The sequence below is a fragment of the Nocardiopsis sp. CNZ308 genome (assembly GCF_004217075.1).
The window spans coordinates 4,496,926-4,507,577 of record NZ_SHKJ01000001.1; the positions used below are offsets into that span (position 1 = coordinate 4,496,926).

Genomic DNA, 10,652 nt, shown 5'->3' on the forward strand with positions numbered 1-10,652 from the left:
CCGCCTCGGCGTTCCCGGTGCCGCCGAGCCGTCTCCGGCGGCGGCGTTTCATGAGAAACAGCCCCGGATGCACACGATAGGCGCGTTCCGGCGGGGTAGGTGCACAGGCGCCCCTGCCCCCCCGGCGCCCGAGGAGAAGGCTCCCGCGACGCCGCTCCCTCCGGTGCCCGCGACCCGGTACGGGGTCGCGAGCGCCACCCCGAACAGGGCGGCGCCAGACCCTTGACACGTCGGTGCTTGTGCAAGATGGTTGCTTACCTTGATGGTTAATGTTTGGTTCCGTGGAAAAATGTGGGGAATGGTCCTCATGCGCACGGCGCACATGCGTGAACGGAGTAAGAACATGGGCGCACCCCGTCCTGAGGTGGAGATACGGGTACCGGTTCGCGACGCCGCGTCCTGCGTCGCCCGAGATCCGGTGGTGACCCGCGCGCACCACGTCCGAAGGTGTGAACAGGCCTTCCACGCGGGGGCCGCCGCGTCGAGGGGGGACCAGCCGACGTGACCGTGCTAGCACAGGACTCCCTGCGGCTGGACGCCAACGCCATCGACTACACCCTGCTCGCGGTGTACTTCGCGTTCGTGCTGGGCATCGGCTTCATCGCCCGGCGTTCGGTCTCCAACAGCCTCGACTTCTTCCTGTCGGGGCGCTCCCTGCCCGCCTGGGTGACGGGTCTGGCCTTCATCGCGGCCAACCTCGGCGCCATCGAGATCATCGGCATGTCGGCCAACGGCGCCAACTACGGCATGCCGACCATGCACTACTTCTGGATCGGCGCCGTCCCGGCGATGCTGTTCCTGGGCCTGGTCATGATGCCGTTCTACTACGGCTCCAAGGTCCGCAGCGTCCCCGAGTTCATGCTCCGCCGCTTCGGCACCGCCGCCCACCTGCTCAACGGGATCAGCTTCGCGGTCGCCCAGATCCTGATCGCGGGCGTCAACCTCTTCCTGCTGGCGACCATCGTGGACGCGCTGCTGGGCTGGCCCCTGTGGCTGTCGCTCCTGGTCGCCGCCGCGATCGTCCTCAGCTACACCGCGCTGGGCGGGCTCTCCGCGGCGATCTACAACGAGGTGCTCCAGTTCTTCGTCATCGTCGCGGCGCTGCTGCCGCTGACCCTGGCGGGCCTGAACCGGGTCGGCGGCTGGTCGGGCCTGGTGGAGGAGGTCACCGCCTCCCCGCAGGGCGCCGAACAGCTCTCCGCCTGGCCGGGCAACGCGCTGACCGGTTTCGGCGACAGCTTCCTGAGCATCCTCGGCATCGTCTTCGGCCTCGGCTTCGTCCTCGCGTTCGGCTACTGGACGACGAACTTCGTCGAGGTGCAGCGCGCCATGGCCTCCAAGAGCATGTCGGCCGCGATGCGCACCCCCATCATCGGCGCCTTCCCCAAGCTGTTCATCCCGTTCATCGTCATCATCCCCGGGATGATCGCGGGCGTGAGCGTCTCGGAGATGGTCCAGCTCAAGGCCGGTGAGAACCCCGGCGTCGACTACAACGACGCGATCCTGCTGCTGATGCGCGACGTGCTGCCCAACGGTCTGCTGGGCGTGGCCCTGGCCGGTCTGCTCGCGTCGTTCATGGCCGGTATGGCCGCCAACCTCAGCTCGTTCAACACCGTGTTCACGTACGACATCTGGCAGGCCTACGTCGTCAAGAACCGGCCCGACTCCTACTACCTGGGCATGGGCCGGTGGGTCACGGTCGGCGCCACCGTCGGCGCCGTGGGCACGGCGTTCATCGCCTCGGGCTACTCCAACCTGATGGACTACCTGCAACAGCTGTTCTCGTTCTTCAACGCGCCGCTGTTCGCCACGTTCATCCTCGGCATGTACTGGAAGCGGATGACGCCCCACGCCGGTTGGAGCGGCCTGGCGGCGGGAACCCTGGCCGCCGTGGGCGTGTTCCTGCTCGCCGAGACCGGCGTCCTGGCCCTGTCGGCGCAGGGCGCGAGCTTCGTCGGCGCGGGAGCTGCCTTCGTGGTCGACATCCTCGTCAGCGTCGTGGTCACCATGTTCACCCGGCCCAAGCCCGACTCCGAGCTGGTGGGCCTGGTGCACTCGCTGACCCCGCGCGAGTCGCGCAAGGCCTCCACCACCGGTGAGGACGCCGGCTGGTACCGCCGGCCGGGGCTGCTCGCCGGGATCGCCCTGGTACTCGTCATCGTCCTGAACATCATCTTCGCCTGAGCGACCCCGAGAGGTGCACCGTGCTGAGACAAGCTGAGGAGGTCATCCGATGAGTGCTGACAGCCCCGGAAAGAGGAAGGGCCGCACCGCCTCCCGGGTCTTCGACATCCGCACGATCATCGCGCTGCTGTTCGCCGTCTACGGCGTCGTGCTGACGGTCATGGGGTTCGCGGCCACGCCGGAGCAGATCGAGCAGAGCGGAACGAACCTGAACCTGTGGTCGGGTCTGGGCATGCTGGCCTTCGCCGTGTTCATGGGCGGCTGGGCGCTGGTCAAGCCGCTCAAGGCCCCCGAGGAGCCGGGCCCCGGCACCGGGGCCTGATCCGCGCGGACGCACGGGCCCCGGGCGCGTCGCGCGCCCGGGGCCTCAGGCGCTGGGCAACCCCCGCAGCAGGTCCCGCACCAGGTCGGGGCGTTCGTGCAGCGCGAGGTGCCCCGCGCCCTGGACGGTGTGGACCGCGGCGTCCAGGAAGAGCAGGGCCGGGCTGTACAGCAGGTCCGGGGAGAAGAAGGGGTCGTGCGACCCGGTGGCGACGCTCACCGGGGTCCGCCGCCAGTGGTGGAGGGCCTCCGCGCGCAGCGGCCGGGGCGGCAGCACGTTGACCGCGCGGCAGGACCGGCCGACCAGGGTCGTCCACTCCAGCAGGGTGGTGTCCCGGGGTTCGGCCGAGCCGGGGCCGCACATGGCGCGCAGCAGCGCGGAGCTGGACCGGGCGTCGGGGTGGAACCTCCAGCGCACCAGGGCGGCGGCCAGGGCGGTGCCGCCGGTCGCCGGTGTCAGACCGCCGGGGTTGACCAGGCAGAGCCCGGCCACCAGGGGCCCGGGGGTCGCCGAGAGCGCGATGGCCGCGCCGACGCCGTGGCCCAGGACCAGGACCGGGCGGTCGGTGACCTGCGGCAGCACCTCGTCCAGCCAGCCGCCGTAGTACGCCGGGCGCCCGACCAGGGGACGGTCGCCGTCGCTGAGCCCGGGCTGCCCGGGCGGGTCGGCGACCAGCACGGGGCGGTCCTCGGACAGGACGCGGACGGCGTCCAGGAGTGTGGCCGCGCTCAGGACCGATCCGGGGAGCACGAGGACCGGGGTGCCGGGGCCTCCGGGGGCGGTGAAGACGCGGGTGACGCCCAGGGAACAGGGGACGGTCGCGAGCGGGGTGAGCGGGGACTGGGCGTTGAGCCTGTCCCAGCACCAGTCGTGGACGGCCTGTCTGGTGGTCCGGGAACGGTAGACGCGCTGTGCGGGAGAGGGGGCGGGGTGGTTCACGTTGCCTGGTTCCGTGGAGACGCCGGGGCCGGTGGACCCGACTGCCGACACACCTGACGCCCCATCGTACGCCCCCGGGAGGTGTTCGAACAGGGGGGGGAGTGCGCGGGGCCCGCGCCGGGTACGCGACCCGGTGCGGGCCCGGGTGGACCGGTGGCCCGGGTCAGGACCGCCGGAGCCAGTCCTCGTACCGCGTGGTGGCGGTGGGCACGGAGCCGTCACCGCTGACGACGCCGTCCGGGATGCCCGCGAACATCCCGGCGCTCTCGTCCCTGGTGACGGAGCGCCCGTCCGGGCGCGCGGCCAGGGTGATCTCCCCGAGCCTGTCGAGCCGCAGCACCTCGGGCCCGGCGATCTCGCGCCGTCCGTTCAGCGGTTCCCCCCGCGTCGTGTCCGCGACCGCGGCCGCGACGTCGGCGGAGGCGATGGGCCGCATCAGGGTGGAGGGCAGGCGCACGGTGTCCCCGTCCGTGGTCAACGCCATGATCGAGTCCACGAACTCGAAGAACTGGGTGGCGCGCACGATGCTGTACGGCACCCCGCTCTGCGCCAGGAGTTCCTCCTGGGCGACCTTGGCCCGGTAGTAGCCCAGCCCGGGAACCCGGTCGACGCCGACGATGGACAGGATGACGTGGTGGCCCACCCCCGCCTCCCGTCCCGCCGCGGTCAGGTTCTTCGTCGACCGGGTGAAGAAGTCCAGCGCGGCCCCGTCCTCGAAGGACGGGGAGTTGGTCACGTCCACGACCGCGTCCGCGCCCGCCAGGGCCTGCCCGAGCCCCTCGCCGGTGAGCACGTCGACGCCCGTCGACTGGGAGACGGCGACCGCCTCGTGGCCCCGCTCCCCGAGCAGGGAGACCACCTGCGAGCCGATGAGGCCCGTACCGCCGACGACCACGATCTTCATCGTTACCTCCTACGCCTGACAACCTGTGGCGTCCGGGGCGCGTGGGGCCCCGGTACGCCGACCGAGCGGCCGTCGCGGGCGGCTGGCGGGTTCCTCCGCCGCGCCTGCCGCGAACGGCGCGTGAGCGCCGCGGTCCGGACAACCGGTGCGGCCCTCATCCACTCGGACAGGGCAGCGGCCGCGTTTGTGACACGGACGGGCGGCCCGGGGGAGAGGACCTCACCGAGGGACGCCGAAGACCGGCTGCCGGCCGTGGCCGCGTGGCGGGGAAGGGTCCGCAGGGGCGCGTGCGCCCGCTGGGACACCTGGCGCCGGTGGCGCCGCTCAGCAGGTCGGTTCCCCGGCGCTCGACGGGTCCCCGGCGCCCGGCGGGCTCCCGGGAGCGCCGACGACGCCCTGCGAGGAGCGCCGGAAGGAGGCGATCTTGTCCGGGTTCATCACCCACAGGAGCTGGTGGATGCCCTGTGCCGAGGCGTCGATGGACAGCAGCGCGAAGGGCGTCCCGTCCCGCGACACCACGAGGCCGGGTCTCGTGTTCATCTCCGCGATCTCCGTGCGCGAGCCCGGCCAGAAACGCGGGGCGAAGGCCTGGAGGAGTCTGGCCACGCGGTCCCTGCCGGCGACGGGGACGCGGGCGCTGTTGCGCACCCGGCCCCCGCCGTCGGAGCGGCTGACCACGTCCTCGGCGAAGAGCGCCTCCAGAGCGGCCAGGTCGCCCGCCTGGGCGGCGGCCAGGAAGGCGCTCACCAGCTTCCGGTGCTCCTGCGGGCTCACCGGCTCGGCCCGACCGCCGGACAGGTGCCCGCGCGCGCGGCTGACCAGCTTGCGGGCGTTGGCCTCGCCGGTCCGTACGACGGCGGCGATCCGGTCGTAGGGGTAGTCGAAGGCCTCGCGCAGGACGTAGGCGGCCCGCTCCGTGGGGGTGAGCCTCTCCATGAGCAGGAGGAGGGCGAGTTCGACCGCCGCGCCGCGCTCCGCGCCGACCCCGGGGTCGGCGCCGGTGTCCACGGGCTCGGGCAGCCACGGCCCCACGTAGGCCTCACGGCGGACCCGGGCCGACTTCAGGACGTTGATGGCCAGGCGCGTGGTCGTCGTGGCCAGGAAGGCGGCGGGGTCCTCCACGACGCCGCGGTCCGTCCTCTGCCACCGCAGCCAGACCTCCTGGACCAGGTCCTCGGCCTCGGCCCAGCTGCCGAGCATCCGGTAGGCGATGCCGAACAGGCGCGGGCGCACACCGGTGAAGGCCCTCGCGGCCTCCTCCAGGGGGCCGGACTCCCGTGGGACGGCTGACTGCATGGGCGCGACCACCTTCACCGGTTCTGACCTGCTGCCCGGGCACGGGACACGCGCCCCTCGCCAACCTACCGGGGCACCGGCGGAGTGCCCGGCAGGCACGGTGGACCTGCGCGCCCCGGGGCACCCGGAGAACCCACGCGTCCCATGCGCATCGGGTGCCTGGTGCTGACCGTCCACCCGTGGTCGAGGGTGCTTGTGCGGCTCGCGCGTCGCAGGCGCACCTGGTTCTCCGTGGGCGTCTGTTTCGCGTGGTCGGGGCGGCCCCGTGCGCACCTGGCCCCTCACGCTTCCCGCCCGCCCCGCGAGCCCCGGAGGCGGGTCAGATCTGCTTGGCCGCCGTGACCGCCGACGCCACGAGCACCACCGCCGCGAACCACAGCGCCCCGGACGCGCCCACCGCGCCCGCGACCCCCGCGCCCACGGCCGGGATCCCCACCTGTCCGAGCCGGTTGCCCCAGATCCGCAGCGCCAGGGCGGCCCCGCGCGAGCCCTCCGGGGCTGCCGTGGCCACCGCCGACATCGTCAGCGGCTGGCCCAGGCCCAGCAGGAACCCCCCGACGGCCAGCACCGCGCCCAGCACGAACACGTTGCTGACCGGCAGGGCCACCGCCGCCATCGACAGGCCCGCGGCCCCGGCGCTGACCGCGATCAGCGTCTCGCGCGACCAGCGCCGCACCAGCCGGGACAGCACCAGGCGGGACAGCAGCGAGAACCCCGCGCGCAGGCTCAGCAGGACGCCGACCGTCATCGGCGAGATGCCGCGGTTCTCGGCGACCAGCGGCAGGTAGGCGGTGAGGATGTCCACGGCCGAGAGCAGCGCGAGGCTGGCGAACAGCCCCGAGGGCAGGCCCGGCCTGCGCAGCAGTTCCCGTGCGGGGGTCCTCCCCGACCCCTTCTTGCGCGAGGGCGCGGGCATGCGCACCCGGACGAAGGCCAGGATCGGCACCAGCCCCAGGCCGCCGGTCACCGCGGCGACGAGCAGGGCGGAGGAGGTCGCCGACAGCAGCGCGTCCCCCGAGGCGTCGGCCAGCATCGCGCCCGACAGCAGGGGGCCCACGAGCTGGCCCAGGGAGGCCGCCGCGGTGAACCACCCGAAGTCGCGGTCCAGGTTCCCCGGTGCGGCCAGGCGCGCGATGAGCCCCTGACCCGCGACCATGCACAGCAGGTGGCCCGTGCCCAGCACCGTGCTGGCCGCGGCGATCGCGAACAGGTCCGTGCCGTACGCCAGCAGCAGCGAGCCCGCGCCGAGCACCGCCGCGCCCAGGCCGACGATCCACGCCATGCGCCGGGACCGGTCGGTCGCCCGCCCCAGCGGGACCGCCACCAGCAGGGGCAGCAGCGCGTAGGCGGCGGTGACCAGGCCCACCGCCACGGCGTCGCCGCCCAGGGCGATCGTCCGGTACGAGACCAGGGGACGGGCGAGGTTGAGCGCGGTGTGGGTGAACATGACGCTCAGTAACAGCGGCCAGAGCCACGACGCCCCCCTGACGCGGCCTCTTCCCAACGTTCTCTCCCCCTCGTCCGTGTACTCCCCGCCCGACGCGACGGCGTCCCGGGGGCTGGGGGTCCCCCGGGGTCATCCGATGACGTGACCATCCGGTTCTACACGGTGTCCACCCGGCGCTCGTCGGCCGGGGTCGCGGACCGGCGCCGGTCCCGCACCCGCTTGACCGCGAAGACCGCCACCACCGCCACGAGGATGGTGTAGATGCCGACCGCGATGCCGCTGTCCAACAGGACCGACACGTCGCCCTGGCTCGCGGCCATCGCCCGGCGCAGCTCGCCTTCGGCCAGCGGTCCCAGGATGACGCCGATGAGGACCGGCGCCACGGGGATGTCGTACCTGCGCATCAGGAGCCCGAGGGCGCCTACCGCGAACAGCAGGACGACGTCGAACACCGAGCCCTTGACCGAGTACACGCCCACCGTGGCGAAGACCATCAACCCCGCGAACAGGTGGCGCTGGGGCAGGCGCAGGAGCCGCGCCCACAGCGGGGCGAAGGGCAGGTTGATCACCAGCAGCAGGAACGTGCCGATGAACATGCTGGCCAGCAGCGCCCAGACCAGGTCGCCCTCCTGCTCGAAGAGCAGGGGGCCCGGCTGCATCCCGTACTGCTGGAACGCCGCCAGCATCACGGCGGCCGTCGCGGACGTGGGCAGGCCGAGGCCGAGCAGGGGGACCATCGCGGTCGCCGTGGTCGCGTTGTTGGCCGCCTCGGGACCGGCCACGCCCTCGATCGCGCCCCGGCCGAACTCGCTGTCGCCGCGCCGCCTGGCGAGCGCCTTCTCGGCTCCGTAGGACAGGAAGGTGGGGATCTCGGCACCGCCCGCGGGGATCACGCCGAAGGGCAGGCCCAGCGCCGTTCCCCGCAGCCAGGGCTTCCATGAGCGGCGCAGGTCCGCCCGTCCCAGCCACGGCGTGCCCGACGCGACCAGCTGTCCGGCGGGGGCCCGGCCCGGCCGGAACCCCGTGTGCAGGACCTCGCCCACGGCCAGCAGCCCGACCGTGATCACGACGATGCTGACCCCGTCCAGCAGCTGCGGGACGCCCAGGGCCAGGCGGATGGCGCCGCTCTGGTCGTCGATGCCGACCACGCTGACGGCCAGGCCGATGCCCAGCGCGGCGATGCCCCGCAGGGGGGAGGAGGTCACGACGGCGGCGGTGCACACGAAGGCCAGGACGGCGAGCGCGAAGTACTCGGCCGGTCCGAACCCGAGCGCCAGGACCACCATGCGCTGGGCGAAGAAGGCCACGGCGGTCGTGGCCACGATGCCGCCCACGAAGGAGCCGATCACCGCCGCCGCCAGCGCCTGGGAGGCCCTGCCGCGCCGCGCCATGGTGTGGCCCTCGAACGCGGTGGCGATCGAGGAGCTCTGCCCGGGGGTGTTGAGCAGGATGGACGTGGTCGCGCCGCCGAACTGCCCGCCGTAGTAGATGCCCGCGAACATGATGAACGCCGCGGTCGGCTCCAGCAGGAAGGTCAGGGGGAGCAGGAGGGCGACCGCCATGGACGAGCCCAGCCCCGGAAGGACGCCCACGGCCGTGCCCAGGACCACGCCGAGGAGGCACCAGAGCAGGTTGACGGGGGTCAGCGCCTCGGCGAACCCCGACATCAGGAGGGAGAAGGTGTCCACGGTGTTCACAGGACCTTTCCGAGCAGGCCGCTGGGCAGCGACACGTCCAGCAGGCCGGAGAAGCAGATCTGCACGATCGCGGCCAGGGCCACGGCCACGCACAGGTCCAGCAGGGGTGAGCGCCGGTCCAGGGCGAAGCTGACGCCCCAGAAGAGCAGGGTGCCCGAGAGCAGCCAGCCGAGCGGTTGGAGCAGCAGGACGTGGGCGGTCAGGGTCGCGGCCATGACGCCCAGGGTGCGCCAGTCGCCGTGTTCGCTCTTCGCGTCGTCGGCTGCCGCCGGGGTTCCGGTGGTTCCGGCGGACGGGGAGCGCCGCACGGCCAGGACCGCGCGCACCCCCGCCACGCACGCCGTGACGCCCAGGAGGGCGCCCACGGTCAGCGGGAAGAACCGCGGGCCCAGGAAACCGCTGCTCTCCGGCACGCGGACCGCCATGCCTCCCACGAGCAGGAAGAGGGCCGTCACCAGGGTCACCGCGGGCACGGCCAGCGCCGTGCCGGGGGTGACGGGCGCGGGGTCAGCCGCGGGCTCGGGCTCCGGGGCGGCGGTGTCGGACCCGGCCCCGGGTTCCGGGGCGCCGGTGTCGGCGCCGGTCCGGCCGCCGGTCACGCTCCCGACAGCTTTCCCGTCGCCGTTCGCGGCCCCGGTCCGGGTGCTGGCCCGCGCCTCGCTCCCGCTCGCGGGCACGGTGCCCGTGCCGGTCTGCGCGTCGGTGTCCGGGGACTGCGCCCCGGCGGGTCTTTCTCGGGTCACGACAGTCCCAATCCCTCGATGATCTGCTCCAGGCGCGCGGTCTCCTCGGTGAGGAACGCGTCGAAGTCCTCCCCGGCGACGAACGCCTCCCGCCACCCGAAGCGCTCCACGGCCTCCTGCCACTCCGGCGTCTCGACCAGCGCGTGGGTCAGGTCCAGCAGGACCCCGCGCTGGTCCTCGTCCAGCCCGCCCGGCGCGGCCAGGCCGCGCCAGTTGGCCAGGTCCAGGTCCATGCCCGCCTCGCGCAGCGTGGGGACGTCCACGCCGGGCAGCGGTTCGGCGGCGGAGACGGCCAGCGCCCGCACCTTCCCGGCCTCGATCTGCGACTGGAAGCCGTTGTAGCTGGACACCGCGATGTCGGAGGTGTGCGAGAGCAGGGAGGTGAGCACCTCGCCGTCGCCCGAGTAGACGATGTAGTTCAGTTCGGAGGGCGAGACCCCGAGCCCGTCGAGCATCAGCGCCGCCAGCAGGTGGTCCGAGGTGCCGATGGCGCCCCCGCCCACCACGAGGTCGCGGGGCGCCTCGGTCCAGGCCGCGGCCAGGTCCTCCAGGGTCCGCAGCGGGGAGTCCCGGCGGACCGCGACCACGATGTAGTCCTCGGCCAGCCGGGCCAGCGGCGTGATGTCGGCCAGGGTGGTCCGCGAACCGGTGATCTCGATGCCGCCCAGGATCGAGCTGCCCATCACCATGAGCACGTCCCCGCGCCCGCGCTGCCGCGCCGTGTGGTTGAGGCCCACGGTGCCGCCGCCACCGGGCAGGTTGAGCACCTCGACCCCGCTGGCCAGGCCGTTCTGCTGGAGCGCGTACTGCGTCTGCCGGGCGACGGTGTCGAAGCCGCCGCCCGCCGCGGCGGGAACCACCATCTCCAGGCGCCCACCGCCCGTACCCGCTTCACGGGAGGTCTCGCCAGCGCGGACCTCCACCAGGGCACCGGCGAGGGCGACCGCTCCGATCGCACCCGCGATCGCCTCGCGTCGGCTCGGAGCCGTTATCTGCATTGCTCTCCCCCACGGGTCGGGTGACCGGTGCCGGGGCCCGGTCCCTGTGTGACGTGTGCCTCGTGAGGCGGGGCACACACCTGGAGATATTGCACCAATATGAACGCGAGTGCAATATGCGG

General features: G+C 73.1%; 9 protein-coding genes. 2 read left to right on the forward strand and 7 right to left on the reverse strand.

Features of this window, described 5'->3' with window-relative positions; genetic code table 11:
- Nucleotides 1–501: 501 nt before the first annotated feature.
- Both EV372_RS19355 and EV372_RS19360 read left to right on the forward strand, forming a co-directional pair.
- Nucleotides 502–2,184, forward strand: a complete 1,683-nt coding sequence (locus EV372_RS19355) for a sodium:solute symporter family protein (protein WP_013152041.1) — start codon at nucleotides 502–504, stop codon at nucleotides 2,182–2,184.
- A 49-nt stretch (nucleotides 2,185–2,233) separates the two neighbouring features.
- A complete protein-coding gene (locus EV372_RS19360) occupies nucleotides 2,234–2,506 on the forward strand; it encodes a hypothetical protein (RefSeq protein WP_130397122.1) in 273 nt (90 codons plus the stop codon).
- A gap of 45 nt (nucleotides 2,507–2,551) precedes the next feature.
- Here EV372_RS19360 and EV372_RS19365 read toward each other — a convergent pair whose 3' ends face one another.
- The 7 genes from EV372_RS19365 to EV372_RS19395 form a co-directional block, all read right to left on the reverse strand.
- Nucleotides 2,552–3,445, reverse strand: coding sequence for an alpha/beta fold hydrolase (locus EV372_RS19365; RefSeq protein ID WP_130397123.1), 894 nt, complete (start codon nucleotides 3,443–3,445; stop codon nucleotides 2,552–2,554).
- A gap of 163 nt (nucleotides 3,446–3,608) precedes the next feature.
- Entirely contained in the window at nucleotides 3,609–4,349 is a 741-nt protein-coding gene (locus EV372_RS19370; protein ID WP_130397124.1) for an SDR family oxidoreductase, read from the reverse strand.
- Nucleotides 4,350–4,673: 324 nt separating this feature from the next.
- Nucleotides 4,674–5,645 carry an RNA polymerase sigma-70 factor gene (locus EV372_RS19375; protein ID WP_130397125.1) on the reverse strand — a complete coding sequence of 324 codons (972 nt, stop codon included), beginning with the start codon at nucleotides 5,643–5,645 and terminating at the stop codon, nucleotides 4,674–4,676.
- A 319-nt stretch (nucleotides 5,646–5,964) separates the two neighbouring features.
- Nucleotides 5,965–7,092, reverse strand: coding sequence for an MFS transporter (locus tag EV372_RS19380; protein ID WP_130397126.1), 1,128 nt, complete (start codon nucleotides 7,090–7,092; stop codon nucleotides 5,965–5,967).
- A gap of 155 nt (nucleotides 7,093–7,247) precedes the next feature.
- A complete protein-coding gene (locus tag EV372_RS19385; RefSeq protein ID WP_197044450.1) occupies nucleotides 7,248–8,780 on the reverse strand; it encodes a tripartite tricarboxylate transporter permease in 1,533 nt (510 codons plus the stop codon).
- 5 nt (nucleotides 8,781–8,785) lie between these two features.
- Nucleotides 8,786–9,532 carry a tripartite tricarboxylate transporter TctB family protein gene (locus EV372_RS19390; RefSeq protein WP_130397128.1) on the reverse strand — a complete coding sequence of 249 codons (747 nt, stop codon included), beginning with the start codon at nucleotides 9,530–9,532 and terminating at the stop codon, nucleotides 8,786–8,788.
- Nucleotides 9,529–10,530 (reverse strand): tripartite tricarboxylate transporter substrate binding protein, encoded by a 1,002-nt coding sequence (locus EV372_RS19395; RefSeq protein ID WP_130397129.1) that lies wholly within the window; start codon nucleotides 10,528–10,530, stop codon nucleotides 9,529–9,531. Before EV372_RS19395 ends, EV372_RS19390 begins: the two co-directional genes overlap by 4 nt.
- Between the last annotated feature and the right edge of the window lie 122 nt (nucleotides 10,531–10,652).